21 protein-coding genes are annotated in these 25,366 nt (G+C 42.1%); 12 read left to right on the top strand and 9 right to left on the bottom strand.

Annotated elements, in window-relative coordinates; translation table 11 throughout:
* Nucleotides 1-133: 133 nt before the first annotated feature.
* From LZZ98_RS13285 to LZZ98_RS13275, 3 genes are all read left to right on the top strand, one after another.
* Nucleotides 134-2,536: a glucose/quinate/shikimate family membrane-bound PQQ-dependent dehydrogenase gene (locus LZZ98_RS13285; protein ID WP_237788261.1), complete on the top strand. Its 2,403-nt coding sequence runs from the start codon at nt 134-136 to the stop codon at nt 2,534-2,536.
* 430 nt (nt 2,537-2,966) lie between these two features.
* Nucleotides 2,967-4,610, top strand: a complete 1,644-nt coding sequence (locus tag LZZ98_RS13280) for a nitrite/sulfite reductase (protein WP_237788260.1) — start codon at nt 2,967-2,969, stop codon at nt 4,608-4,610.
* Nucleotides 4,603-5,088, top strand: coding sequence for a DUF934 domain-containing protein (locus LZZ98_RS13275; protein WP_237788259.1), 486 nt, complete (start codon nt 4,603-4,605; stop codon nt 5,086-5,088). The genes LZZ98_RS13280 and LZZ98_RS13275 overlap by 8 nt, the downstream gene beginning before the upstream one ends.
* A gap of 74 nt (nt 5,089-5,162) precedes the next feature.
* On the opposite strand, the gene LZZ98_RS13270 is transcribed toward LZZ98_RS13275, so the two are convergent.
* The 3 genes from LZZ98_RS13270 to LZZ98_RS13260 all read right to left on the bottom strand — a co-directional run bounded on the left by LZZ98_RS13270 (nt 5,163) and on the right by LZZ98_RS13260 (nt 7,625).
* Nucleotides 5,163-5,612, bottom strand: a complete 450-nt coding sequence (locus LZZ98_RS13270) for a VOC family protein (protein ID WP_237788258.1) — start codon at nt 5,610-5,612, stop codon at nt 5,163-5,165.
* 201 nt (nt 5,613-5,813) lie between these two features.
* Nucleotides 5,814-6,989, bottom strand: a complete 1,176-nt coding sequence (locus LZZ98_RS13265; RefSeq protein ID WP_237788257.1) for a thiolase family protein — start codon at nt 6,987-6,989, stop codon at nt 5,814-5,816.
* Nucleotides 6,990-7,103: 114 nt separating this feature from the next.
* The gene (locus LZZ98_RS13260; protein WP_237788256.1) at nt 7,104-7,625 is read right to left on the bottom strand and encodes a GspH/FimT family pseudopilin; all 522 of its coding nucleotides are present in this window, start codon (nt 7,623-7,625) and stop codon (nt 7,104-7,106) included.
* A gap of 377 nt (nt 7,626-8,002) precedes the next feature.
* On the opposite strand from LZZ98_RS13260, the gene omp38 reads away from it, so the two are divergent.
* Both omp38 and LZZ98_RS13250 read left to right on the top strand, forming a co-directional pair.
* Nucleotides 8,003-9,058: an outer membrane protein Omp38 gene (omp38, locus tag LZZ98_RS13255; RefSeq protein ID WP_237788255.1), complete on the top strand. Its 1,056-nt coding sequence runs from the start codon at nt 8,003-8,005 to the stop codon at nt 9,056-9,058.
* Nucleotides 9,059-9,202: 144 nt separating this feature from the next.
* On the top strand, nt 9,203-10,030 hold the full coding sequence (locus LZZ98_RS13250; RefSeq protein WP_237788254.1) for an alpha/beta fold hydrolase: 828 nt from the start codon (nt 9,203-9,205) through the stop codon (nt 10,028-10,030).
* 54 nt (nt 10,031-10,084) lie between these two features.
* Here the strand turns inward: LZZ98_RS13250 and LZZ98_RS13245 are convergent, their stop codons facing one another.
* From LZZ98_RS13245 to LZZ98_RS13235, 3 genes are all read right to left on the bottom strand, one after another.
* The gene (locus tag LZZ98_RS13245) at nt 10,085-11,545 is read right to left on the bottom strand and encodes an amino acid permease (RefSeq protein ID WP_237788253.1); all 1,461 of its coding nucleotides are present in this window, start codon (nt 11,543-11,545) and stop codon (nt 10,085-10,087) included.
* Nucleotides 11,542-12,579 carry a class I SAM-dependent methyltransferase gene (locus LZZ98_RS13240; protein WP_237788252.1) on the bottom strand — a complete coding sequence of 346 codons (1,038 nt, stop codon included), beginning with the start codon at nt 12,577-12,579 and terminating at the stop codon, nt 11,542-11,544. Before LZZ98_RS13240 ends, LZZ98_RS13245 begins: the two co-directional genes overlap by 4 nt.
* Nucleotides 12,580-12,644: 65 nt before the next feature.
* Nucleotides 12,645-14,015, bottom strand: a complete 1,371-nt coding sequence (locus tag LZZ98_RS13235) for a uracil-xanthine permease family protein (RefSeq protein WP_237788251.1) — start codon at nt 14,013-14,015, stop codon at nt 12,645-12,647.
* A gap of 173 nt (nt 14,016-14,188) precedes the next feature.
* Here LZZ98_RS13235 and typA point away from each other — a divergent pair, with 173 nt between their 5' ends.
* Nucleotides 14,189-16,027: a translational GTPase TypA gene (gene typA, locus LZZ98_RS13230; protein WP_086175392.1), complete on the top strand. Its 1,839-nt coding sequence runs from the start codon at nt 14,189-14,191 to the stop codon at nt 16,025-16,027.
* A gap of 218 nt (nt 16,028-16,245) precedes the next feature.
* Nucleotides 16,246-16,683 (top strand): large conductance mechanosensitive channel protein MscL, encoded by a 438-nt coding sequence (mscL, locus tag LZZ98_RS13225; RefSeq protein ID WP_237788250.1) that lies wholly within the window; start codon nt 16,246-16,248, stop codon nt 16,681-16,683.
* 103 nt (nt 16,684-16,786) lie between these two features.
* Here the strand turns inward: mscL and LZZ98_RS13220 are convergent, their stop codons facing one another.
* Nucleotides 16,787-17,068: a peptidylprolyl isomerase gene (locus LZZ98_RS13220; RefSeq protein ID WP_180044018.1), complete on the bottom strand. Its 282-nt coding sequence runs from the start codon at nt 17,066-17,068 to the stop codon at nt 16,787-16,789.
* Nucleotides 17,065-17,919, bottom strand: a complete 855-nt coding sequence (mutM, locus tag LZZ98_RS13215) for a bifunctional DNA-formamidopyrimidine glycosylase/DNA-(apurinic or apyrimidinic site) lyase (protein ID WP_237788249.1) — start codon at nt 17,917-17,919, stop codon at nt 17,065-17,067. Before mutM ends, LZZ98_RS13220 begins: the two co-directional genes overlap by 4 nt.
* 376 nt (nt 17,920-18,295) lie before the next feature.
* Between mutM and LZZ98_RS13210 the strand changes: the two genes are divergently transcribed.
* The 4 genes from LZZ98_RS13210 to LZZ98_RS13195 all read left to right on the top strand — a co-directional run bounded on the left by LZZ98_RS13210 (nt 18,296) and on the right by LZZ98_RS13195 (nt 23,834).
* The gene (locus LZZ98_RS13210; protein ID WP_237788248.1) at nt 18,296-19,561 is read left to right on the top strand and encodes a carbohydrate porin; all 1,266 of its coding nucleotides are present in this window, start codon (nt 18,296-18,298) and stop codon (nt 19,559-19,561) included.
* 22 nt (nt 19,562-19,583) lie between these two features.
* Nucleotides 19,584-21,689, top strand: a complete 2,106-nt coding sequence (locus LZZ98_RS13205) for a TonB-dependent receptor (protein ID WP_237788247.1) — start codon at nt 19,584-19,586, stop codon at nt 21,687-21,689.
* A gap of 10 nt (nt 21,690-21,699) precedes the next feature.
* Nucleotides 21,700-22,809 (top strand): NADH:flavin oxidoreductase/NADH oxidase, encoded by a 1,110-nt coding sequence (locus LZZ98_RS13200; protein ID WP_237788246.1) that lies wholly within the window; start codon nt 21,700-21,702, stop codon nt 22,807-22,809.
* A gap of 98 nt (nt 22,810-22,907) precedes the next feature.
* Nucleotides 22,908-23,834 (top strand): AEC family transporter, encoded by a 927-nt coding sequence (locus LZZ98_RS13195; protein WP_237788245.1) that lies wholly within the window; start codon nt 22,908-22,910, stop codon nt 23,832-23,834.
* 78 nt (nt 23,835-23,912) lie between these two features.
* Here the strand turns inward: LZZ98_RS13195 and LZZ98_RS13190 are convergent, their stop codons facing one another.
* Nucleotides 23,913-24,719 carry a tetratricopeptide repeat protein gene (locus LZZ98_RS13190; RefSeq protein ID WP_237788244.1) on the bottom strand — a complete coding sequence of 269 codons (807 nt, stop codon included), beginning with the start codon at nt 24,717-24,719 and terminating at the stop codon, nt 23,913-23,915.
* Between the two features lie 353 nt (nt 24,720-25,072).
* Between LZZ98_RS13190 and LZZ98_RS13185 the strand changes: the two genes are divergently transcribed.
* On the top strand, nt 25,073-25,324 hold the full coding sequence (locus LZZ98_RS13185; RefSeq protein ID WP_086175382.1) for a hypothetical protein: 252 nt from the start codon (nt 25,073-25,075) through the stop codon (nt 25,322-25,324).
* Nucleotides 25,325-25,366: the final 42 nt, after the last annotated feature.

Genomic DNA, 25,366 nt, shown 5'->3' with positions numbered 1-25,366 from the left:
AGATGCTTGGAGCACACCTCTCTTTATAAAGGCTGATTTAATTCAGATATTTAAAATCTAAAAATTAAAAAAGGTGCTCATATTTAAATTTAGGTATGAGCTTTAAAAAGAATCTTAAAAATAGGTGGTCAATATGAGCACTCCCTCTTCAGGTTCAGTTTTAAAAACGGTTTTGGCTGTAGTTGCCATCATTTTCGGTTTAGTGCTGCTGCTCGGAGGAATATATCTTGCAGTGTTGGGTGGGTCTTGGTACTACATTATTGCAGGTTTATTCTTCATCGTTACTGCAGTTTTATTGCAAAGACTAAAAAGTTCGGCACTTCTGGTTTATGCATTGCTGGTATTGGGTACTGTGGTTTGGGGGCTTTGGGAAGTGGGTTCTGACTTCTTTGCGCTCGCACCACGTCTGGACATTTTAGGTGTCTTTGGTCTTTTATTACTGATTCCTGCCGCGACTCGCGGATTTGAAAATACTAAAGGCGCAAAACTGGCGCTTACAGGCACATTGGCCATCACCATTGCTGTAATGATCTACTCGGTATTTAATGATCCTCAAGAAATTCGGGGTGAGTTAAGCGCCAAACAGCCTGCAACATCGCAGCCCATTCCGGGTGTAGCAGATGCTGACTGGCCAGCTTATGGCCGTACTCAGTCTGGTTTACGTTATTCTCCATTAAAACAAATTAATTCTGAAAACGTAAAAGACTTGGAGTTGGCTTGGGAATATCACACTGGTGAATTCAAAACTGCAAACGACTCAGCTGAAACCACCAATCAGGTCACGCCAATTAAAGTCGGTGACAATATGTACATGTGTACAACTCACCAAAAATTGACTGCACTTGATCCTGTAACAGGTCAGGCCAAATGGACCTATGATCCTAAACTTAAAGCTGATCATACCTATCAGCATTTAACTTGCCGTGGTGTCTCTTATTTTGATGTCAACAATACGGCTGGTTTTGAAACCAGTTTAGCTGCAAAGAAAACCACCTCTGCTGAATGTCCTCAAAAAGTGATTCTACCTGTCAATGACGGTCGTCTGGTTGCGGTGAATTCGCAAACCGGTACGCCATGTTCTGACTTTGGTACCAATGGCGAAGTGGATCTGCAAAAAGATATGCCATTTCCATACCCAGGCGGTTATATCCCGACCTCTCCGCCAGTGGTTACGGGTACAACCATTATTATTGGCGGTTCAACCACCGATAACTATTCGACCGAAGAGCCTTCTGGTGTCATTCGTGGTTACGATGTGAATAGCGGTGAACTGCTTTGGGTGTTTGATACAGGTGCAGAAGATCCAAATGCGATTCCAGCACCGGGTCAAAAATTTGTTCACAACTCTCCAAATGCATGGGCACCTTTGGCCTATGATGCAAAACTGGATATTGTCTATGTGCCCACCGGTGTAGGTACGCCTGATATTTATGGCGGTCACCGTACCGAGTTAGATGAACGTTATGCCAACTCAATGCTTGCGCTGAATGCATCTACCGGTAAGTTGGTCTGGAATTTCCAAACCACCCATCATGATTTATGGGATATGGATGTACCAGCACAACCTTCTTTAGCTGACATTAAAGATAAATCAGGCAACATCGTTCCTGCCATCTATGTATTGACGAAAACAGGGAATGCCTTTGTGCTTGACCGTCGTAACGGTAAAGCAATTGTGCCGATTACTGAGCGTCCAGTGTCACAAACGGTGAAACGCGGTCCGCAAACCAAAGGCGAACGTTATTCAGCAACTCAACCGTTCTCTGATTTTGACATGGCACCGAAAGAAAAATTAACCGATAAACAGATGTGGGGTGCCACTATGTTTGACCAGTTAATGTGCCGTGTATCTTTCAAGAAATTGAACTATGAAGGTATTTATACACCACCTTCTGAAAATGGCACTTTGGTATTCCCGGGTAACCTGGGCGTGTTTGAATGGGGCGGTATGTCGGTCAACCCAGACCGTCAAATTGCTTTGATGAACCCGATTGGCTTGCCATTTGTGTCCAGACTGATCCCTGAAGATCCAAACCGTCCTAAAACTGCTAAAGGTGCAGGTACCGAAGCTGGTGTACAGCCAATGTATGGTGTGCCTTACGGTGTTGAAATCAGCGCGTTCCTCTCTCCATTTGGCCTACCTTGTAAACAACCAAGTTGGGGTTTTGTCGCGGGTGTCGATTTAAATACCCATAAAGTGGCCTGGAAACGTCGTATCGGTACCATCCGTGACAGTCTTCCGGTTATTCCATTGCCTCCATTCAAAATGGGTGTACCAATGCTGGGTGGTCCAATCTCTACTGCGGGTAATCTGATGTTTGTCGGTGCAACCCAGGACAATTACATCCGCGCCATCAATGTCACCAACGGTGATGAGCTTTGGAAAGGTCGTCTTCCTGCAGGTGGCCAGGCGACTCCAATGACTTATGAAGCCAATGGTAAACAATATGTGGTAATCATGGCTGGTGGTCATGGTTCATTCGGTACCAAGATGGGTGACTCAGTGGTTGCTTATGCCTTACCCGATAAAAAATAAACTGCCTATTTAACCCGAATCCTGCTTAAGGAAGTGAGATCATTCATCTTGAGACTTATCCATCAGTTTGAGCATAAAAAAGCCTATGATTTGATCTGATAACACTAAAAACTGATTCAAATTAATCATAAAATTATAGTTATTTTATGATTTTAAAGAAAAAACCTTATCCGCGATTCGGGTTATTTAGGTTAAATTTAAAAAGTCCAATTCGTTGGGCTTTTTTTTATGAAAATAAATGCTAAAGAATAAATAAAATAAGCAATATCACTGGAAATGAATCCAAAAAGGCCGAATGGCTTTATATCTGTGAAGATCTGGCACACTTATCAATAAAACCGCTATTAAATATGTAAAAAACGCATTTTGTTGATAGATCAAATCTCGTTATGCTGTCCGCCGTTATAATAGAAACTACTAGCTGTACGCCATGTATTTATATACTGATTTTGACCAGCAACTGGTCAATGAACGTGTTGCACAGTTCCGTGACCAAACGGAACGTTATTTAGCAGGTAAATTGACGGAAGATGAATATCGTCCGCTTCGTCTGCAAAACGGCCTTTATGTACAACGTTATGCGCCAATGTTGCGTATTGCAGTACCTTATGGTCTGATGAATTCAAAACAATTGCGTAAAATTGCGGAATTAGCCAAAGACTATGACCGTGGTTATGCACACGTTTCAACACGTCAAAACATTCAGTTTAACTGGCCTGCACTAGAAAATGTACCGGACATGTTGCAAGAACTTGCATCAGTACAGATGCATGCAATTCAAACTTCAGGTAACTGTATCCGTAATACCACCACTGACCAGTATGCCGGTGTGGTTGCGGGTGAAATTGCAGATCCACGTCCGACCTGTGAATTGATTCGTCAGTGGTCTACATTCCACCCGGAATTTGCTTTCTTGCCACGTAAGTTCAAAATTGCGGTTTCTGCATTAGAAGAAACTGACCGTGCGGCAACTTCCTTCCATGACATCGGTGTATACATCGTGCGTAATGAAGCAGGCGAGATCGGCTATAAAATCAAAGTCGGTGGTGGCTTGGGCCGTACCCCTGTGATTGGTAGCTTTATTCGTGACTTCCTGCCACGTGAAGATTTGATTGCTTATTTAGAAGCAGTACTGCGTGTGTATAACTTGCACGGTCGCCGTGACAACAAATACAAAGCCCGTATTAAGATTTTAGTAAAAGCTTTAACGCCAGCCGTATTTGCAGAAAAAGTTGAAGCTGAATTTGCACATACTGTAAAAACTTTAAAAATCGATGCAGACACCTTGGCAAAAATGGATGAAAACTTCACGCCATTTGATTATCAAGCTTATGCCGATGAAGACTTTACTGAACAGTTTGCAGCGCATCCGAAGTTCAAGCAGTGGTTCAACATCAACACCAATGCTCATAAAGTGCAAGGCTACCGTATTGTTACGATTTCTTTGAAACGTGCCGGTATCGCACCGGGTGACATGACGGTTGAAGAGATGAACCTGATTGCAGATCTTGCAGACAAGTACACATTTGGTGAGTTCCGTACCACACACGAACAAAATATTGCCTTGGTAGATGTGCCACAAAAAGACCTGTTTGAATTGTGGCAAATTCTCGATCAGCACAATCTTGCTCGTGCGCACATTGGTTTCTTGACTGACATCATTTGCTGCCCAGGCGGTGATTTCTGTTCATTGGCGAATGCAAAATCAATTCCGATTTCAGAAGCGATTTCACGACGTTTTGATGATCTGGATACTATTTACAACTTAGGTAAATTGGATCTCAACATTTCAGGTTGTATGAATGCCTGTGGTCATCACCATGTCGGTAACATCGGTATTTTGGGTGTAGACAAAAAAGGCGCTGAGTTCTACCAAATCACTTTGGGTGGTAATGCGGACCACGATGCTTCAATTGGTGACATCCTTGGGCCATCATTTGCAGCAGACCGTATTCCAGATGTAGTGGAAGAAATTCTAAATACCTATCTTGACCTGCGTAATGAGGGTGAAGAGTTTATCGATACTTACCGCCGTGTTGGCATTCAACCATTCAAGGAGCGTGCATATGCTTAATACCGCACTACAAGTGCTCTCTAAAGATGGCACGATTGCAGACAATACCTACCAGCTTATTGGTGAAGATGGCGTATTACCACAAGGTGACATGGTTCTAACTGTTGAACAGTTAGACCAGCTTGCTAATGTGTCAGGCAAAAAAGCACTCTACATCACTGTAGATGCTTCTCCTGAAACCCATGAATTTCCGCTTGACCAGTTAGATGCAATTTTTATCGAATTTGCCGGCTTTAACGATGGCCGTGGTTATTCATTTGCAGCGCTTCTTCGCCGTCAAGGTTTCCAAGGCGAACTACGTGCAACTGGCGATGTATTCAAAGACGTGTTGAACTACATGAAGCGTTCTGGTTTCGATACTTTCGTGATTAAAGAAGGTAAAGACATTCAGGACGCAGCGGCTGGTTTAGGCGACTTTACTAACCCATACCAAGCTTCAACTGCAGTTGAAAAAGCCCATTATCAAACAGGTGCTTGATTGTTTTAAGCAGATGTTAAAAAAAGCCGGATTGATTCCGGCTTTTTTATGCGTGTTTGAATAAAAAATTGAGATCACATTGCTTCTAATTGGCAATTCACCATCCATTTAATGCCGAACTGATCGGTAAATGCACCGTACAGCGCACCCCAAAAAGTTTTGTCTAATGGCATTTCAATTTGTCCATTCACAGATAACGCGTCAAATAAACGTTTTGCTTCTGCTTGTTCATGGGCATTCAGATTGATTGAAATATAGTGATTATTACCTTGGGTGAAAACGGTATTATTTTGTGCACAGAATTGATCATTGGTATCGGATGCCATCAGTTCTGTAAATGCATTAATCGGTAGTGAGACATGCAGGATCAGATTTTTATCTGCTTCAGATAGCGTGACACCTTCTTGCGCTGGCAACTCACCATAACGGGTAAGATTGGAAAACTCACCACCAAAAACTGATTTATAAAAGTTAAAGGCAGCTTCGGTTTCACCTTGGAAATTCAGATAATGATTGAGTTGCATGATAAGCCTTTGTTGTTGTTTTTGATGGTTCTAATTTAGCAGGCTTCAGCTTAAATTTTGATGATGAAAATATAAAAAAGTGTAAGCATAAAAAAATCCCTCTGTTGAGGGATTTTCTTATGCTCTCTCCCTCAGGGAGAGAGTTAGAGAGAGGGGGGATATTCCGGTCTCCCTCTTTAACACAGGGAGACTTCAAAACAATTAAAGCAACTCAATCGCCACTGCAGTTGCTTCACCACCACCAATACACAGGGTAGCAATCCCTTTTTTGCCGCCAGTGCGTTTAAGTGCATGGATTAGCGTCAAGATAATACGAGAACCGGTAGAACCCACCGGATGGCCGAGTGCACATGCACCACCATTAATGTTTACTTTAGCTGGATCAAGTTTGAAGTCATCCATTGGGCACATGGTCACCATGGCAAATGCTTCGTTAATTTCCCAAAGATCGACATCTTGTGCATCCCAACCAGTTTTATTTAAAACTTTCTGAATGGCACCGACTGGAGCAATGGTAAATTCTGAGGGATGCTGTGAATTTGAAGCATAAGCCACAATTTTTGCAAGAGGCTTCAAGCCTTTCGCAGCAGCTTTTTTACTCGAGGTGAGTACAAGCGCAGAAGCACCATCTGAAATCGAGCTGGCATTGGCAGCCGTAATGGTGCCATCTTTAGCAAATGCAGGACGAAGCGTTGGAATTTTGGCAATGTTCGCGTTAAAGGGTTGTTCATCTTTATCAACCACCACATCACCTTTGCGACTCGATACGGTTACAGGCACGATTTCATCGGCAAAGTAACCTTCGTTTACGGCTTTTTGTGCACGTTCTAATGAACGAATCGCAAAGGCATCCATTTGTTCACGCGTATAGCCACGTGTATTTGCCGTGTCTTGTGCAAATGAACCCATTAAGCGGCCTGTTTCGGCATCTTCAAGACCATCCAGGAACATATGGTCTTTGATTTCACCATGCCCCATACGGAAGCCACCACGTGCTTTAGGCAGGATATATGGTGCATTGGTCATAGATTCCATGCCACCTGCAACCACAATTTCAGCAGAACCGGCTTTTATCATGTCAGCCGCTTGCATCACCGCTTTCATGCCAGAACCACATAACTTATTAATAGTCACTGCACCAGTTGAATCAGGTAAGCCGGCTTTGCGCATTGCCTGACGGGCTGGTCCCTGCTTCAGACCAGCAGGGAGCACGCAGCCCATAATGACTTCTTCGACATCGGTTGCTTGTAATCCAGCACGTGCAATCGCTTCTTTGATACATGCTGCGCCAAGTTCAGGAGCTGTGATACTGGCCAAGCTACCTTGGAAGCCGCCCATTGCAGTACGTGCCCCATTTACGATTACGATGTCTGTCATTGTTTTTCTCCGAGATTGACTTTTTAGGGAATTATTTTCCAAGCCTAAGCAGTATATTGAAAAATGAGCAGGAATAAAGTGGGATTGCTCTACGTCTTTAGACTGACAAGTTTTTTAGCAGCTCGATAGGTTTTCTATCCGCATATGTCCCATCGCACTCAGAACCAGTTTTTGGTGATGATCAGAAACCATTGAACAATAATAAAAACTACCATTTGAACCTATGGGCAAGCCATTTTCCGCTTGAAAAGTTAAGCTGGGAACACTCAAAGTTCCTTTCCAGTCTAAGTGCCCATATTTTAAATCGGTAGATTCTGTATAAATAATTTTTTCACCCGTATCAATTTGTCTATTTTTATTGCTGTCGAAAAAAACCAGTAAACCGGTAGTCCATTGGTTTGTTTGACAATTCACTTTATTTTGACTTGGACATATCACCACATTGCTATGATAGAGAACGGCTTGAGATTTGGCCAATTGAATCGTTGAAATTAGTTTATTGGTAGTGGTATTGACTTCCTGTTTGGCTTTTATATCTTGAAAATAAGGTAAAGCGATGGTCGCCAGAATGGCAAAAATTGCCAAAGTAACGATGAGTTCAACCAACGTGAAGCCATTTTTGTTTTGAAAAAGCATTTAAAGTGATCCTGTAATATATTTTTTTTTAATTATGTGTGTTATTAATATTTTGTTTTTTAATTGTTTTTTTTGCGGGTAAGATTTATTTCTCAACTTTATAAGAAAGCTGTTAAAATAATTTGCAAGTGACAATAAGCTATTCATAAGAATAAATTGAGTAAAAAATTACCGAATTACAACGGAAATTGTAAGTAATTTTGTCAATAATTTACTTGATTAAAATTATCAAGCACTTGGAAAAAAAATAAAGTGTTTGTATGATTCAAAGTGACTAGCTTAAGAATAAAACTGGGGTATAAAAAAGCCTATCTCAGGGTAGTAAAAACTTAAGGCTTGAGCTTGAACAACAATTGTTATCTCTGGAGGATAAATCCATGAAAATGAGTCGTATTGCATTGGCAATGCTCGTAGCTGCTCCTTTAGCTGCTGCAAACGCAGGCGTAACTATTACTCCATTAATGCTGGGTTATACTTGGCAAGACACCCAACACAATAATGGCGGTAAGGATGGCGAATTAACAAATGGTCCTGAACTACAAGACGATTTGTTTGTAGGTGCTGCAGTTGGTGTAGAACTAACTCCATGGTTAGGTTTTGAAGCTGAATATAACCAAGTTAAAGGTGATGTAGACGGTACTGGCGTTGCTGGTTCAGAATACAAACAAACTCAAATCAATGGTAACTTCTATGCTACTTCTGATTTGATCACTAAAAACTATGACAGCAAAATTAAGCCTTATGTATTGTTAGGTGCTGGTCATTACAAATATGACATCGATGATGTTGCTTTCCATAGTGACGAAGAAGGTACTTTAGGTAACGCTGGTCTTGGTGCTTTCTGGCGCTTAAACGATGCTTTATCTCTACGTACTGAAGCTCGTGGTACTTATAACTTCGACGAAAAATTCTGGAACTATACAGCTTTAGCTGGTCTTAACGTAGTTCTTGGCGGTCACTTGAAGCCTGCTGCTCCTGTAGTAGAAGTTGCTCCAGTTGAGCCTGTAGCTCCAGTTCAACCAGCTCCACAAGAGTTGACTGAAGACCTTAACATGGAACTTCGCGTGTTCTTTGATACAAACAAATCAAACATCAAAGACCAATACAAACCAGAAATCGCTAAAGTTGCTGAGAAGTTAGTTGAATATCCAAACGCTACTGCTCGCATCGAAGGTCACACAGATAACACTGGTCCACGTGCATTGAACGAACGTTTATCTTTAGCTCGTGCTAACTCTGTTAAATCTTCACTTGTAAATGAATACAATGTAGATCCAGCTCGTTTGTCTACTCAAGGTTTCGCTTGGGATCAACCGATTGCTGACAACAACACTAAAGAAGGCCGTGCTATGAACCGTCGTGTATTCGCGACTATTTCTGGTAGCCGTACAGTTGTTGCAGAACCTGCTCAACAAGCTCCTGCAGCTCAATAATTTATTATTGAACTGATTTAAAAAAAGCAGCCGCAAGGCTGCTTTTTTTTGCGTGCTACATAAGCATAACTTGTTTAATACACAGTTTTATTTTGATCTTGTTCTAATAAATACCCATATACACAATAAAAAGAGGGTGAAAAAATGACACAGATGTTAACAACAACAGATGGAACCTCGATTTATTATAAGGATTGGGGCGATGGTCCTGTGGTGGTCTTTTCCCATGGCTGGCCTTTATCGAGTGATGCTTTTGAAGACCAGATGTTATTTCTGGCTGAACATGGCTATCGGGTGATTGCATTTGACCGACGTGGTCATGGAAGGTCAAGTCAACCTTGGGCAGGGCACAGTATTGATCAATATGCACAAGATTTGCATCAACTTATTGAACACCTCGGATTAACCGAGTTTGCTTTAGTCGGACATTCTACCGGTGGAGCAGTGGTAACAAGATATACGACAAAATATGGCCAGCAAAAGGTGACTAAACTCGCGCTCATTGCCGCGGTAACGCCTCTGATGATTAAGCGAGAGGATCATCCAGACGGTGTAGATTCAAACGTATTTGATGAAATGCGTGCCAATTTATTGGCCAATAGAGCCGATTTTTATCTGGATTTTGCTAAATCATTTTATGGCTACGACAAATTATTAAATAAAACCTCAGAAGGGGTGATACAAAATTTCTGGCGTATTGCCATGCAGGGGTCAATCAAAGCACATTACGATTGTATCCATGCTTTTTCAGAAACAGATTTACGTGAAGATTTAACCCAGATTACTGTACCTACTTTGGTTATGTATGGAACAGCAGATGAAATTGTACCGCCAGAAATTTGTAGTCAGCAGGCGGTCAAACTTTTAAAACATGGGGTAGAAGAGCAAATTAAGGGTGCACCGCATGGTTTATGTACCACCCATAAAAATGAAGTCAGCTTTGCCTTGAAAGAATTTTTGGCACATTACTGAGGATCATAAACATAAAAAACAGCCAAAAGGCTGTTTTTTATGACAACAGTAGAGTTAGTCCTGATCAGGATTCATGGGCTTAACATCCATGTCTTGATAAGAAACCAACTTGGTTTTGTTTTTCCATTTATAACCCAGCCAAATCACCAAAAATAATGGAATGCTGATATAAGTAGATAACATGCCAAGCCAGTCACCGCTAAGGAAAGCTTGATAATTTTGTCCCAACACGACAATGGTACAAAGAATAAACGCAAACCAAGGCGCAAACGGGAAAAACTTGGCTTTATACGCTAAATCTTCCAGTTTATAACCCTGTGCCAAATAACCTTTGCGGAAACGGTAATGTGAAATGGCAATGCCTAGCCAGACAATAAAACCACACATGCCTGACATATTTAACAACCAGTTAAATACTTGTTGTTCCCCAATAAAAGTGGTGAGAAAGCAAAGCGCGGCAATTGCTGTGGTGGCATACAGTGCATTCATGGGTACACCACGCGAATCTAGTTTACCAAAGATTTTTGGTGCACTGCCTTTGCGTGCCATGTCAAACAGCATACGGGTGGATGAATACATGCCTGAGTTACCTGCGGACAGGATCGCAGTTAAGATTACGGCATTCATTAAACCTGCGGCGAAAGCAAAACCGACTTTTTCATACAATAAGGTAAAAGGTGAAAGGGTAATGTTTTCACTTGCTGCCGCTTGTAACAGGCGTGGATCATCATAAGCCACTAGCGTACCAATAATGAATATACACACCACATAGAACAATAAAATACGCCAGAAAATTTGCTTGATGGCTACTGGAATGGTCTTTTTAGGATCTTTCGATTCACCCGCAGCCACACCCACCATCTCTGTGCCCTGAAAGGAGAATCCGGCAATCATGGCGACACCGATCATGGCCTGCAAACCACCAACAAATGGTGCATCACCTTTAGTCCAGTTGGCAAAAGTCACCATGTTTGGCGTCAGCATGATTTTCGCAATCATGGCAATACCAATAATAATAAACACAATGATGGCAATGACTTTGACCAAAGAGAATAAGAATTCAGTTTCACCAAAGCCTTTTACAGAGAGTGAGTTAATAGCAAAAATAACGGCAAGGAAAATGGCACTCCAGTAGAATCCTGGAATATCCGGGAACCAGAATTTCATAATGAACTGAACTGCAACCAGTTCAAATGCAACGGTAATGGCCCAGTTGTACCAATAGTTCCATCCCAATGCAAATCCAAAACCGCCTTCGACATATTTGGTGCCATAGGTAAAGAAGGCACCTGAAGTTGGGTTGTGGGTTGCAAGCTCGCCCAGGCTGGTCATCAGGAAATAAATCATGATGCCAATCAGACAGTAAGCCAGTAAAGCACCGCCCGGACCGGCATTGGCAATTGTTGCACCAGAAGCCAGGAATAAGCCTGTACCGATAGAACCACCAATGGCGATCATATTCAAATGACGTGCACCCAGCTTACGCTGTAAATGTGCAGATTGAGTTTCGCTCATCGTTGTTCCTTAAGATTTTTTTCAGTGCTAGCGAACAGCACTTTAAAACCTTGTTGATCTGCTTTGGTGGTACATTGACCAAAGCTTTGTTCAATGAGTAATGGATAATTTAAAAAGCGGTTTGCCACAATCCATAATTCGCCACCCGATTTCAAATGACGTCGTGAAGTCTTGCACAAGTTTTCACTGGCATTGTAATCGGTATGAATGCCTTGATGAAAAGGCGGATTGCTGACAATGGCATGCAAGAAAAGAGGAGCGTCTTCAATACCCGTCACAGCGGTAATTTCCAGCTGTTCTGGTGATAGGCTATTTTTTTCAAAGGTCATGCGGGTAGAGGCTAATGCGAATGCGTCAACATCCATGGCAAAAATACGGTTTTTGGGATTCAGTTTGGCCAAATAAGCACTGATGATCCCTGCACCACAGCCAAAGTCGGCAATTTTACCTGAAGTGACTTGCGATAAAAACGGTAAAAATACCGCTGTACCGACATCCAGACGATTTTGACTGAATACGCCGGGAAGGGCACAAATGCTGAGATCACCTTTTGGTGTGCTAACAGTATATTCTTGGGCCCAATCTGCCAAAGCTTTTTCTTTAACCGTCGATTCAATCGTCATCTGCCATAACTGGCAATGGCGTGCGCTATCCAGTTTGACGGCTTTACCATAAGGCTGCAGCTGTTTGGCTGCACGCTCAACGCCACCTTTCTTCTCACCCACCAGGAAGATGGAAGCCCCTAAACCTAGACGGCTGACGACATTATGCAGGACATAATTTAACAGTTCTTTGGACTTCGGTACAAAGATAATGGCCTGGTCAAAACTGCCTTCAGGAAGCTCTACGCCAAAATGTACAGCGGGCTGTTGTGACTGAAAATATTGAAATTCATTATAATTCCATGTCCACAAACATGGGGTGATGTCTTTCTCTAGATTGGAAAGTAAATCATCAGTCGGTGCATTGACTAAAAGCACACGTCCAGAAAGATATTCATGCTGTCGAATGACAACTTCACTTCTTGGATCCATTTTTTATCTCGCCATTGAAAAACTCTGCCCAGACAATGCTGGGCAGAGTTGATGCTGAAATGAAATTATTTCTTCGATTCAGGAAGAATAATATTTAAGAGCAATGCGGCAATACCACCAGTCGCTACACCTGAACTGAAGATGTTACGGAATAATTCTGGAAGATGTTCCAAAATTTGTGGGACTTGTGCAACACCCAAACCGAGTGCCAGAGAAATGGCAATAATCAGTAGGGCACGACGGTCAAGATGAATGCTTGACAGAATATTAATACCTGAGGCAGCCACTGCACCAAACATCACCATGACTGCGCCGCCGAGTACGGCTTGTGGCACAGCCTGAATCACGCCAGCAACAGCAGGCAGCAAGCCCAGAATGACCAATAATGCGGCAATCCAGATACCCACATAACGGCTCGCCACCCCAGTAAGCTGAATCACGCCATTATTTTGCGCAAAAACAGAACTTGGGAAAGTGTTAAAAATACCTGCAAGGAATGAGTTAGCCCCATTGACCAATACACCACCTTTAATACGTTCCATCCATTTCGCACCATCTACGGGCTGGTTGGAAATTTTAGAGGTCGCGGTAATATCACCAATCGCTTCTAGTGAGGTCACCAAATAAATGAATGCCATTGGAATAAACAAGCTCCATGAGAAACTTATACCAAAGTGCATTGGGGTTGGAATTTGTACTAATGGTGCATCTTTCAAGCCGGAAAAATCAAGATGTCCCATGAAACCGGCAAGGGCATAACCAATAATCAGGGCAATCAGAATGGCTGAGCTTTTTACCCAGGTAATACGGACACGGTTCAAGACAATGATAATCGCCAATACGGTACATGACATGATCAGGTTATCTGCATTGGCAAAGGTTTTATCACCCATGGCCTGATAACCGCCACCCATACTGATTAAACCTTCTTTAATTAAGGTTAAACCAATCAGCAGTACTACAATACCTGTAACAAGCGGAGTAATCAGTCGTTTTACCCAAGGTAAAATGCGTGAAACGCCCATTTCAATAAATGAACCTGCAATCACCACACCAAAAATAGAAGCCATCACCGCTTCAACCGGCGTACCTGCAGCGACCATAGCAGAACCAATCCCGATAATAGGACCGATAAAGTTGAAACTAGTTCCTTGAACAATCAGTAAGCCTGCGCCAAAAGGGCCGACTTTTTTGCATTGTAGAAAGGTTGCAATCCCTGAGATCACCAAAGACATCGAAAGAATCATATTAGTGTCTTCTTTTGAAACGCCAAGCGCTAAACAAATCAGCAATCCGGGCGTGACAATTGGGACAATAATCGCAAGTAAATGTTGCAGAGCAGCCAAAAAAGCGATAAATGGTTTAGGTCGATCGTTTAATCCGTAGACCAAATCAAGACGATTTTGTTGCTCGGGAGAGTTTTTTAAATCAGACATGTAAGGAAGGTACAGCAGCAATTTGGCGTTATTCTAATCGAGTTACACGCGTTTACAAACCCAAAAAAAGGCGAATAGCCAAAAAAACTTGTAACTGTCAATAAACTGTCACTACTAAAAGTTTAGTTTTTTCTGTATAATTTGCCCTCAAATTTAATACGTATCGAATTTACATGTCAGATATTAAAACTCTCCGTAACATTGCCATTATTGCGCACGTCGATCATGGTAAAACCACTCTTGTAGACAAACTTTTGCAACAATCAGGTGCTCTTGGCGATCGCGCGGGTGAGATCGAGCGTGTCATGGATTCGGGCGCTATCGAGTCTGAACGTGGTATTACCATTCTTGCAAAAAACACTGCAATTAAATGGACTGATGCTCGTACTAACACTGAATACCGCATTAACATCGTGGACACCCCGGGACATGCCGACTTTGGTGGTGAAGTTGAACGTGTAATGTCGATGGTTGACTGCGTACTTCTTCTTGTGGATTCACAAGAAGGTCCAATGCCACAAACTCGTTTCGTAACGCAAAAAGCGTTCGCACGCGGTTTGAAACCAATCGTGATTATTAACAAAGTCGACAAGCCAAGTGCGCGTCCTGACTGGGTAATTGACCAAGTATTCGACTTGTTCGACAACCTTGGTGGTACTGACGAACAGTTAGACTTCCCAATTGTTTATGCATCTGGTCTTCGTGGTGTTGCTGGTCCTTCTCCAGAAGAACTTGCTGACGACATGACTCCATTGTTCCAAACAATCGTAGACATCGTTGAACCACCAGCAGTTGACGTTGATGGTCCATTCCAAATGCAAGTGTCTTCACTTGACTATAACAGCTTCGTAGGTGTTATCGGTGTTGGTCGTATTCAACGTGGTTCAGTTAAATTGAATACACAAGTGACTGTGATCGACAAAGAAGGCAAAACACGTAACGGCCGTATCTTAAAAATCATGGGTTACCATGGTCTAGATCGTGTTGACGTTGAAGAAGCTTCTGCAGGCGATATCGTTTGTGTAACAGGTATCGATGCGCTTAACATTTCTGACACGATTTGTGATCCGAAAGCTGTTGAAGCACTTCCAGCGCTTTCTGTAGATGAACCAACAGTTACCATGACATTCCAGGTAAACAACTCACCGTTTGCTGGTAAAGAAGGTAAATTCGTAACTTCACGTAACATTCGTGAACGTTTAGATCGCGAATTGATTCATAACGTAGCATTACGTGTTGAAGATACTGATTCTCCAGACCGTTTCAAAGTTTCTGGTCGTGGTGAACTTCACCTTTCAGTTCTGATTGAAAACATGCGTCGTGAAGGCTTCGAAATGGGCGTATCTCGTCCACAAGTAATCTTGAAAGAAGTTGATGGCGTAAAACAAGAACCCTATGAAAACGTTACATTTGACGTTGAAGAACAGCACCAAGGCGCTGTAATGGAACAAATGGGTCACCGTAAAGGCGAAATGACCAATATGGAAGTTGACGGTAAAGGCCGTATCCGTATTGAAGCTACTGTTCCTTCACGTGGCTTGATCGGTTTCCGTTCTGAATTCCTGACCATGACTTCTGGTACTGGTATCATGACGTCTAGCTTCTCGCATTACGGTCCAATGAAACAAGGTACTGTTGCGAAACGTCAAAACGGTGTGTTGATTTCTATGGTTCAAGGTACTTGCCTTGGCTATGCATTGTTCACACTGCAAGACCGTGGTCGTCTATTCGCTAAACCTCAGTTAGAAGTTTACGAAGGCATGATCATTGGTATTAACTCACGTTCTGACGACATGACAGTTAACCCAACTAAAGCGAAACAGTTAACCAACGTACGTGCATCTGGTACTGATGAAGCGTTAACTCTAGTTCCTGCTGTTGAATATACGCTTGAACAGGCACTTGAATTCATTGAAGATGATGAATTAGTTGAAGTAACACCTAAGTCAATTCGTATTCGTAAGCGTTACTTGACTGAAAATGAACGTAAACGTAACCGTTCTGGTAAATAATGATTTAATCAGTTTGAACTGATTTAAATGATTGAAAAAATGCTATCACGTCAGTGGTAGCATTTTTTTTGTTTATAATTGGAAAATCAATATGTTCAAGATGTTAAATTCCAAGTAAATTACAAGAAATAATAGGCTGTTAACCTCACATTTATAGTGCGATACAGCTCTCAAAATATTTTAATAAAGAATAGCATCAAGATAAGCTGGAGAAAGTCATGAGTATTATTCAAGAGTTTAAGGAATTTGCTGTCAAAGGCAATGTTATGGATTTGGCTGTCGGTGTGATCATTGGCGGTGCATTTGGTAAAATTATTGATTCATTTGTAAAAGATATCATCATGCCGTTGGTCAGCTGGATTCTCGGTGGTGATGTTGACTATTCAAACTGGTTCCTGGTCCTCGGTGATAATCCGAACAATGCAACTACCTTGGCGGCAGCACAGGCACAAGGTGTAAATGTCTTGGCCTATGGTAATTTTCTGACCATCCTGATTAACTTCCTGTTATTGGCATGGGTGGTGTTCTGGTTGGTTAAATTTATGAACCGCTTACGTAAACAAGAAGGCCCGGTAGAGGAAACACCAACTACCCCAGCCGATATCGAATTGCTTCGCGAAATTCGTGATGAATTGAAAAAACGTCCACCCCTGTAATTTCAAGTAAATAAAAAACGGCACTTTGGGTGCCGTTTTTTATTTTTACCTCTCCCTTGCGGAATATATTCCTCACCTCCTAAGAGGAGGAAGGGGTTGATGACTAATCCATCCGAAATTTAATTTCCAGTAAATGCCAGCCAAACTGGCTTTTGATCGGCCCATGCAGTTCACGCTCAGGCAAGGTAAACACGGCTTTATCAATCGGGCCTACCAGTTGTCCTTTCTTGATATCACCCAGTTCACCACCTTTTTTACCCGATGGACAAGTGGAATGCTGTTTGGCAATTTTGGCAAAATCAGCCCCATCCTTAATTTTCTTTTTTAGCTGTTCAGCAAGCACTTTATCCTTAACCAGGATATGTCGAACGATGGCAGATTTCATGCTTTGCTTCCTTTAATGGCTTTCTGACTGGCTATTTTAACTTTTTTTAAGGGCTGACATTGCGGGCAAAATACCGATGCACGCTGTCCCAGTTTTAAATTTTCCAAAGTGGTTTCGCAGTTCACACACATCTCACCGGCACGGCCGTAAGCTAACAGGGTTTGCTGGAAATAACCATTTTCACCCATGGCATTACTATAGTCACGTAAGGTTGATCCACCTAGGTCAATGGCCTGTTTTAAAATCCGTTTAACTTCTACAACCAACTGTTCAATTTGCTGAAAACTGAGACTGGAAGCGGGTTGTGCAGGATGAATGCCTAAATTGAATAGGCTTTCAGTGGCATAAATATTACCCACACCGACCACAATATGGTTGTCCATAATCGCAACTTTGGCCCCGACATTTTTCTTTTTAAATTTTTCAGCCAGATATTCGGCATTAAATGCTTCACTTAACGGCTCTGGGCCTAAAGTATCAATCAGTTTTGTTTGCGAGTTTTGATCAAGCCATAAAATACAGCCAAAACGGCGCGGATCATGATATCTGAGTTCAATACCTTCAAATTGAATAATCAGATGATCATGTTTACGCAATTCCGTATGGGGATCACACAGGCGAAAACTACCCGACATGCCTAAATGCCAAAGCATGCTGTCGTGTTCGAATTCAGCCAGAATATATTTAGAGCGACGGGTCAGTTTGACTAATTTTTGCCCGTTGAGTTTTTCAATATCTTCCGGAATAGGCCAGCGCAGGCGTGATTCCCGGACTTTTACGGAAATTACTGCTTGATCAAGCAAAGGCAATAAACTGGTTTTTGTGGTTTCGACTTCAGGTAATTCGGGCATATGCGGTTCAATGGTGCGTATTTAGAGCTAATATCGGGTTGTAAGTCAGTGAATGCAAGTACTGATTATAAAGAGGCTGGGTAAAGCCTCATTTTTATTGGTTTTTTGATAATGTATAAATAGTTTAAAAATAAACCAAATGGTTGAATTAAATAGCAGATCAAAGATTAGGTGGTTTTGTTGAAATTTTGGTTACTTAAAATAATGAAAAATAAAAACATATATACTTTTAATTATACTAATTTATAACTTTTTATTGAATAAGTGATAAAAAAAAAGCTGAGATAAGAGTTTAAAAATTAGGTAATTTTCACATAATAATGTCAATTCAATGAATTGATTTTTACCTAAAAATTTCCCATATTCTGGTTCTCTCATGAAAAAATTTAGTCTAGCTCTATTACCTGCATTTATGTTGGCTGCCATGACCCAAACTCAAGCCGCTGAAGCATTTGATCTAAATGGTCAGTATTTATTGGGCGACTGGAACGGTAAACGTAGCGAACTGGCCGGGCAAGGGGTGAAGTTTGATGCCAATATTGCTGCAGATGCTGCTTATCTGGCAGAAGGTGGTCGTCATGAAGATCATGCTGCAACAGTAGCCAGCCAACTCTGGTTAGGCTCGGCGCTAGATATGGAAAAACTGGCAGGCTGGGATGGGGTAACGATTCGTGCTGCAGTCAGCGCACGCCAAGGCCAAAGTACAACGCTGGATGATTTGCAAGATCCTGCTGCACCGCAACTTGCCAATGTGCAGGCTAACTTTGGTCGTGGCAACCAAAAAACTCGTCTAAGCGAATTGTCGATTGAAAAGAATTTTAAAGAACAAGGCATCAGCGTGAAAGTCGGCCGTTTAGGCATGGGGATGGACTTTAACGTGATGGCTTGTGATTTCCAGAGCAATGCTTTCTGTGCAGCACAAATGGGTAAATGGCAAGGCAATATCTGGATGAATACCCCGGTTGCGCAATGGGGTGGTCGCGTGAAATACCAGGCGACTCCTGAAATTGCGGCACAAGTGGGTGTATATGAATTTAATCCTGAAAATGCTTTGGAACGTCACGGCTGGAATCTGGATACTGACAATGCAGATGGTGTCACTATTCCTGTGGAAGTGATCTGGACGCCTAAATCATTGGTGAATGGTTTACCGGGTAGTTACCGTGTAGGTGGTATGTACAACACGGCCGATGAAGCTAAAAACCAATATGATGTTGCTTATGCAAAAGGCACTGTTGGCGAAGACCGTAGCTTTGCAGGCTGGTTGGCTGTAGAGCAGCAATTGACTTCTACCGGTTCTGGCAAGCAAGGTTTGCATAGTTTTGCCAACTTTACCTGGCATGATCGCACCACCAATAAAGTGGATAATTCACAGCAACTGGGCGTGAAATATATTGGCTTATTCGACTCACAGCCGAACGATATTCTTGGTTTAGCGGTAAACCGGGTACATGTAAACGATCGTGTAACAAACCCTGTATTTGATGCCAGTGCGGAATATAATGTGGAATTGAACTATAGCTATTATCCGACCAAGTGGTTAATGATTCGTCCAAATTTACAATACGTGATTAACCCGGGTTCAACCAATAATGTCGATAATGCATTTGTATTAGGCTTAGGATCAAAAATCATCTTCTAATTTAAAAAGCAGGTACCGATCTATGCAAAGTAAATATCTTCGGGGTTCCTTGAATACAAGTTTGCTTTGCTTGACCGCATGTATCTGCCAAAGCTTATATGCACAAACAGGTTCTACGGAACCCGTTTTACTTCCCACAATAAAAATTCAAGCGACCCGAACAGATACCGCATGGCTTGAAACGCCTGCATCGGTCTATCGTGTTGAACAAAAGCAAAATGAAAATAACTTAGGGGTAAATCTTTCTGAAACATTAAAAGGTGTACCGGGCTTACAACTGAATAATCGTGAAAACTATGCGCAGGATTTGCAGATTTCTATGCGTGGCTTTGGCGCACGTTCAACCTTTGGGGTGCGTGGTGTCCGTTTATATATTGATGGAATTCCAGCAACCATGCCGGATGGCCAGGGACAAACCTCAAATATCGATTTAAGCAGTCTGAGCCATATTGAAGTACTGGGTGGGCCATTTTCTTCACTCTATGGCAACTCATCTGGCGGTACAATTTTAACTTCGACCAAACAGGGTGAAGGCAAAGATTCCATTGAAGTGGGTTATTCAGGCGGTAGTCATCATAAAAGTCGTGCCGATGTGGTACTGCAAGGCGGTGCAGATCAAGCCGGTGAGCCGAGCTATGAGGTCAGTTCATCTTATTTCGATACCGATGGCTACCGTGATCATAGCGCTGCTAATAAAGTCTTAAGCAATGCCAAACTGAGCTGGGACTTAGCAGATGGCTCCAAGCTAAACTGGATTGTGAATCATGTCGACATCAATGCGGATGATCCGCAAGGCCTAACCCGACAACAGTGGCAAGCCAATCCTAAACAGGTCAATGATGCCAACAATATCTATGACGTGCGCAAGGAACTTAATCAAACCCAGACCGGGCTGACCTGGTCAAAACCAGTCACTGATCAGCATGAACTGTATGCCATGGCTTATGTAGGGCATCGTGAAGTCACACAATATCAATCGATTCCTCAAGCGCCGCAAAATAATCCGCGCCATGCAGGTGGTGTGATAGATTTTAGCCGTGGCTATTATGGTACAGATATCCGCTGGATTGGAAAGAATCTTTTACCAAATACACGCCTGACAGCAGGTCTGGCCTTCGATTATATGGATGAAGACCGTCAAGGTTATGAAAACTTTAATGCCAATGGGCAGTTTGGCGTAAAAGGTAATTTACGCCGTGATGAACAGAATCTTTTATGGAACTTAGACCCTTATCTACAAGCCTCTTGGGATGTGTTGCCAAGTTGGACGTTGGATGCCGGGCTACGTTATAGCAATGTGCATTATGAGTCTAAAGATCACTATATTGTGGCAGGCAATGCGGATGACAGCGGTAAGACCGATTATGACAAGGTTTTACCATCAGCCGCTTTAACGTGGAAAATCAACGACCAGTTCAATGCCTATGCCAGCTATGCCAAAGGTTTTGAAACACCGACCTTTACTGAAATGGCCTATTCCGCAAATGATGGCATGAATTTCAATTTAAAACCTGCCAGTAGTGACAACTATGAACTGGGGCTAAAAAGTCAAAACCCTTTAGGTCATTTTACTGCCGCCATTTTCCAGTCCAAAACTAAAGATGACATTGTCTCGGCAGGCACCATTGATGGGCGGGCAACCTATAAAAATGCAGATCAAACTTTGCGCCAAGGTTTAGAGCTGTCCTGGAATAAAAACTTGTGGCAACATTTAAAGGCTGAAGCCAGTTATAGCTTTATTGATGCCACTTTTGATGCGGCGATTCCAGACAGCACTGTGCAGAAGGGAACCAAGATTCCAGGCATCGCCAAAAATCAGGCTTTTGCAGCTTTGGGCTGGCAACCGGAAACCGGATTTAATGCAGGTGTGGATGTACGCTATATGGATAAAGTCTATGTCGATGATGCAAATAGCGATGCTGCACCAAGCTATAGTGTCGTCTCGGCCAATGCCGGTTATGTCTGGAAACAGGTCGATTGGAAAGTCCGTACTTTTGCCCGGGTAGATAATTTATTTGATCAAAACTATGTCGGTTCCGTGATTGTAAATGATGGGAATGGGCGCTTTTTTGAACCAGCGGATGGTTTAAACTGGAGCGCAGGATTAAGCATAACTAAAGCTTTTTAAGAGGGTAACAGTGTCGTTATTATTTCAACCAATTCAATTTGGCTCATTAAAATTAACTAATAAAATCGTGATTGCTCCGATGTGCCAGTATTCGGCAACAGAACAGGGAGAAGTGACGTATTGGCATGAACAGCAATGGGCAAATTATGCCTTGTCTGGTGCAGGCTTATGTATTGTCGAAGCAACTGCAGTGCAACCTGAAGGACGCATCAGTTATGCCGATTTGGGGCTGTGGAATGATAGGCAACGTGATCAGATCAAGGCATTATTGACAAAAATAAAGACACTTTCGCCTATGCCTTTTGCCGTGCAATTAGCTCATGCTGGGCGTAAGGCCTCAACTGATAAACCTTGGGCGGGCCGTGGGCAGTTTGCACCTGAACATGCTCAGGGATGGCAGACTGTTTCGGCAAGTGATGTTCCTTTTAATCCGGACGACCATGCACCGCATGCATTGACGCAGGATGAAATCCAGCAAATAATTCAAGACTTTGCTGAATCTGCCAAGCGCGCTGTGGATGCCGGTTTTGATTTAATCGAATTGCATGCAGCGCATGGCTATTTGCTGCACCAATTTATGTCGCCGTTATCGAATCTACGTAGCGATGAGTATGGCGGCAGTTTCGAGAACCGCATCCGCTTGACCCTGGAAGTTTTTCAGGCGATGAAAAATGCAGTACCAGAAGGTTATCCTATAGGCGTACGTATTTCTGCAACAGACTGGATGGAAGGGCAGGACAGCTGGGATGTGGCCTCATCGGTTGGATTGTCCAAGGCTCTAGAGCAACTCGGTGCAGTATATATTCATGTGTCGAGTGGTGGTTTGCATATAAATCAAAACATCCACCTGGAAGCCAATTATCAGGTTCCATTCGCCCATGCTGTTAAGCAGGCGGTCAACATTCCTGTGATTGCCGTGGGTTTAATTACCGAAGCGATGCAGGCTGAAGGCATTTTACATTATGAGCAGGCAGATGCGATTGGCCTTGCTCGTGCTATGCTGTATGACCCGCGTTGGCCATGGCATGCTGCAGCAGAATTGGGTGAAAATATTCAAATCGCACCGCAATATTTGCGTTGTCAGCCGCATGGATTAAAAGCGTTGTTTCGTGCTTTTTAATAACACATCTCTAAATTTAGCTTGAATGTTTCACTTGAAGGCTCTGATTGATCAGGGCCTGACCCTGTTATTTCATTGATTGAAAGGACAATTTCAATATGGTCTTTGCGGTCATTGTACCGATCTTTTTTCTATTAGCTTTAGGTTATCTCTCGGTAAAGTTGCAGCTTTTAACAAAAGAACAGGTGAATAGCATTGGTGCTTTTGTCATTAAAATTGCGCTACCTGCTTTATTTTTTCAATCCTTGGCCGCAAAAGATTTGCATGAAATTTGGTATCCAGAATACTTCTTTGTCTATAGTGGCGTGACTTTTATTTTATATGTGACGGCATTTTTTATTGTTTCACATTATTTTAAAAATAATCGTTCGCAGTCTTCAGTTCTGTCGCTGGGTGCGGCCATGTCGAATACCGGGCTGATTGGTACCGCAGTATTGACCTTGCTGATGGGGCAAAAGGCGATGACCTATACCTCTTTGGTGGTGATCATTGAAAGTGTACTGCTTATTCCAGTTGTACTGATTTTGGCAGAACTCGGAACTTCGCAAAAAGCCAACCTTGCACAAATCATCAAGGGCACGGTACTGACCTTATTAAAAAACCCCTTATTTATGGGCGTGATGCTGGGGATAGCCTGTGCCGTGTTCCAGATTCATATTCCTAAACTATTGGATCAGGTTTTGGCTCTATTGGGGCAAACTGCCTCGCCTTTGGCTTTGTTCTCGATTGGTGGGGGAATGGTGGGATTGACATTAAAATACGTCAATATGCAAAGCTTTTATCTGGTGATTTCCAGCAACCTGCTCATGCCTTTGCTGATGTTTCTGGGTTTAAGTTATTTAACCGATGTCAGTCAGGAAATGGTCTATGCCGGAACCCTGATAGCCGCTTTACCGATGCCGACCATCTTTGGCATATTAGGTCAAGCCTATGGTTTAAATGAGAAAACCTTAACGCCCTTATTGATGAGCACCATTTTTGGATTCATTGTAGTGAGCATTTTAATTACTGTCTGGTGGGCTTAAAGTTTTAGCTGACTTCAATAACCACAAAATCACACCTATAAAAAAAGCCCCGAGATTGGGGCTTTTGATTTTCAGTGCTTAGCTTTTCTTTGCATCTTTAGGTGGGTTTTTGGCTTGATCAGCAATCATTTTATCCACCACAGCTAAAGATTCTTTCGCTTGCGGTATATTTTCTTTGGCTAGAGCCTCAAAAATCTTTTTCGCTTCTGGTAGGTTTTGCGGAACGATTTTACCGTTTGCAAACATGTTACCCACGGCCATTAAAGCCGGAATATAACCTTTTTGTGCCAAGTCCTGAATGCTCTTTAAGCCTTGCTTAATTGGCTCTTCTTTTTTGGTTTTAAAACCCTGGCTGATGTCATATAAAGCTTTGGCATGAATGGCCTGATAATTGTCTTTTTTGATCAGTGGATTTAATTTTTGCAAAGCCAATTTATCTGATGCTGGCGTAGCTTCAGAAAACAGCAACACTGCCAAATCTACACTGGCATCATCAAAACCTTGTTTAGATGCTTTTTCTAAATACTGTTTGGCTTTTTTTGTATCTTGTGGAAGACCTAAAGTGCCGGTCATGTAGTTTTTGCCTAATACATAGTTCGCCACCGGATAGCCTTTGTTTGCAGACTCTTGATATAGCTTGATGGCTTTTTTCTCGTCCTTGGTTGTGCCCTGACCGGTTTGGGTCAGGTAGGCCAAATTATAAAGTGCTTGTGCATTCCCAGTTTTGGCTAATTTATCAAGTTCTTCATAAGCGCCTTTCATATTGTTGGCTTTAACCAGTGTTTCTACTTTAGCAAATGCAGGATCAACCGACTTGGTTGCCATTTCAGCCATCGCTAGATTTGAAGACAAAGCAATAAGACTAGCAAGTATAATTTTTTTCATATTTTTAAAAACCTTTTATAAACATGCACATAATTCCATTTATGTGTTTAAAAATGGATGTGGAACACTTCATACAACATCATAAGTTTATTTATGTGAATGTAAATACATGATTTGTGCATTGCAATAAAATTTCATAGATATTTACATAATCACTACTGGGTAAATTTTGGGCCGACGAGCTTAAATTAGCCTTAAGTTGTTGAAGAGCTTTGTACATGTATTGTTTAGCATCTTAAAATTTAAAACTATAACGCACTGAACCAGATATAAATGCAGAACAGGTAAACGCTACTTTGTTTTTAAGTCAAACTTTGTTTAAATCGCGGCTGAATCAATGTGTGAGTAGATAAATGTTCATCAAAGGTATTAAACGGGCATATGATCAGATTAATCTGGATGAAAGCATTCCAGATGAAGATAAATTTGATGCATTGTTGATGAGATTAGGCAAAAACTTTTTGGTGAGCAAAGAAGATGGTGTTTATATCTTTGAACATGAGGGAAAGACTGCACGTATTGATGCAAAACATGCGCGTGCATTCCATTTTAAAGAGTATGTCATTAAAGACATGAACAAACTTTTTCACGATTTTAATTTGTGATTTTAAAAAGCCTCCGATTCGGGAGGCTTTTTTAATGGGATT

The organism is Acinetobacter sp. SM34 (genome assembly GCF_022012365.1).
Classification (GTDB): domain Bacteria; phylum Pseudomonadota; class Gammaproteobacteria; order Pseudomonadales; family Moraxellaceae; genus Acinetobacter.
Note: the sequence above shows the minus strand (reverse complement) of the source record. Positions and strands in the feature narration are given on the sequence as shown.

Excerpts from the sequence above, each read along its gene's own strand:
- LZZ98_RS13285 (WP_237788261.1), top strand. The coding sequence starts at position 134 with ATGAGCACTCCCTCTTCAGGTTCAGTTTTAAAAACGGTTTTGGCTGTA.
- LZZ98_RS13195 (WP_237788245.1), top strand. The coding sequence starts at position 22,908 with ATGGTCTTTGCGGTCATTGTACCGATCTTTTTTCTATTAGCTTTAGGT.
- LZZ98_RS13265 (WP_237788257.1), bottom strand. The coding sequence starts at position 6,989 with ATGACAGACATCGTAATCGTAAATGGGGCACGTACTGCAATGGGCGGC.
- mutM (WP_237788249.1), bottom strand. The coding sequence starts at position 17,919 with ATGCCCGAATTACCTGAAGTCGAAACCACAAAAACCAGTTTATTGCCT.
- LZZ98_RS13210 (WP_237788248.1), top strand. The coding sequence starts at position 18,296 with ATGAAAAAATTTAGTCTAGCTCTATTACCTGCATTTATGTTGGCTGCC.
- mscL (WP_237788250.1), top strand. The coding sequence starts at position 16,246 with ATGAGTATTATTCAAGAGTTTAAGGAATTTGCTGTCAAAGGCAATGTT.
- LZZ98_RS13275 (WP_237788259.1), top strand. The coding sequence starts at position 4,603 with ATGCTTAATACCGCACTACAAGTGCTCTCTAAAGATGGCACGATTGCA.
- omp38 (WP_237788255.1), top strand. The coding sequence starts at position 8,003 with ATGAAAATGAGTCGTATTGCATTGGCAATGCTCGTAGCTGCTCCTTTA.
- LZZ98_RS13235 (WP_237788251.1), bottom strand. The coding sequence starts at position 14,015 with ATGTCTGATTTAAAAAACTCTCCCGAGCAACAAAATCGTCTTGATTTG.
- LZZ98_RS13190 (WP_237788244.1), bottom strand. The coding sequence starts at position 24,719 with ATGAAAAAAATTATACTTGCTAGTCTTATTGCTTTGTCTTCAAATCTA.
- LZZ98_RS13260 (WP_237788256.1), bottom strand. The coding sequence starts at position 7,625 with ATGCTTTTTCAAAACAAAAATGGCTTCACGTTGGTTGAACTCATCGTT.
- LZZ98_RS13185 (WP_086175382.1), top strand. The coding sequence starts at position 25,073 with ATGTTCATCAAAGGTATTAAACGGGCATATGATCAGATTAATCTGGAT.
- LZZ98_RS13250 (WP_237788254.1), top strand. The coding sequence starts at position 9,203 with ATGACACAGATGTTAACAACAACAGATGGAACCTCGATTTATTATAAG.
- LZZ98_RS13240 (WP_237788252.1), bottom strand. The coding sequence starts at position 12,579 with ATGGATCCAAGAAGTGAAGTTGTCATTCGACAGCATGAATATCTTTCT.
- LZZ98_RS13280 (WP_237788260.1), top strand. The coding sequence starts at position 2,967 with ATGTATTTATATACTGATTTTGACCAGCAACTGGTCAATGAACGTGTT.
- LZZ98_RS13270 (WP_237788258.1), bottom strand. The coding sequence starts at position 5,612 with ATGCAACTCAATCATTATCTGAATTTCCAAGGTGAAACCGAAGCTGCC.
- LZZ98_RS13220 (WP_180044018.1), bottom strand. The coding sequence starts at position 17,068 with ATGAAATCTGCCATCGTTCGACATATCCTGGTTAAGGATAAAGTGCTT.
- typA (WP_086175392.1), top strand. The coding sequence starts at position 14,189 with ATGTCAGATATTAAAACTCTCCGTAACATTGCCATTATTGCGCACGTC.
- LZZ98_RS13205 (WP_237788247.1), top strand. The coding sequence starts at position 19,584 with ATGCAAAGTAAATATCTTCGGGGTTCCTTGAATACAAGTTTGCTTTGC.
- LZZ98_RS13245 (WP_237788253.1), bottom strand. The coding sequence starts at position 11,545 with ATGAGCGAAACTCAATCTGCACATTTACAGCGTAAGCTGGGTGCACGT.